The following is a 736-nucleotide window of genomic DNA, read 5'->3' on the forward strand; positions in this document are numbered from 1 at the left end:
GTACTAATAGTTGGGGCGGGATTAGGCGGATTAGCTGCAGGAGTTCTTCTTCAAACAAAGGGGTTCGATGTCACAATTGTGGAAAAAAACGAGCATGTAGGCGGAAAAATGATGCCTGTGCAGCTAGGAGAATATTCTTTTGATTTTGGGCCTAATACCATTACAATGCCCGAAGTTTTTCAGTGGTTATTTGAGCAAGCGGGTGAACGTCCAGAAGACTATATGCCTCTTGTCAAACTAACGCATCATACGAATAACTTCTTCACCGACGGCTCCCAATTTTCCATGTCTATAGATGAAAGAAAAATGATTCAGCAGCTTGAACGTCTCGATCCCTTTGCTGCGGAGCAATACCCTGCCTATTTGAAAGAAGTAAAAAGAATATACGACATTGCAAAAAGCCAATTTTTCTACCGGACATTTTCATCGTGGAAAGATTACACAAACCCTTCTTTATTAAAAGCATTGCTGCAAGTAAGGCCGTTTGAAACAGTAGATACGTTTCATCAGCGTTTTTTTCGAAACGAAAACATTCGAAATGCATTTAATCGATATGCAACCTATATCGGATCTYCACCTTATACATCACCCGCTACGTTTTCATTGATTGGACATTTAGAAATGAATGATGGGGTGTACTATGTAAAAGGAGGAAACCCTAGAATTGCAAAAGGGCTGGGACATGTGTTCCAAAAAGCTGGAGGGAAGCTGTATACAAACTGCAGCGTTACTGAAA

General features: G+C 40.7%; 1 protein-coding gene. It reads left to right on the forward strand.

The window, feature by feature from the left end; genetic code table 11:
- Positions 1-736: phytoene desaturase family protein (locus tag AC1DRF_RS30800; RefSeq protein ID WP_477742674.1), on the forward strand; the 736-nt coding region annotated here is incomplete at both ends.

This window comes from Priestia sp. P5_B4, assembly GCF_056400385.1.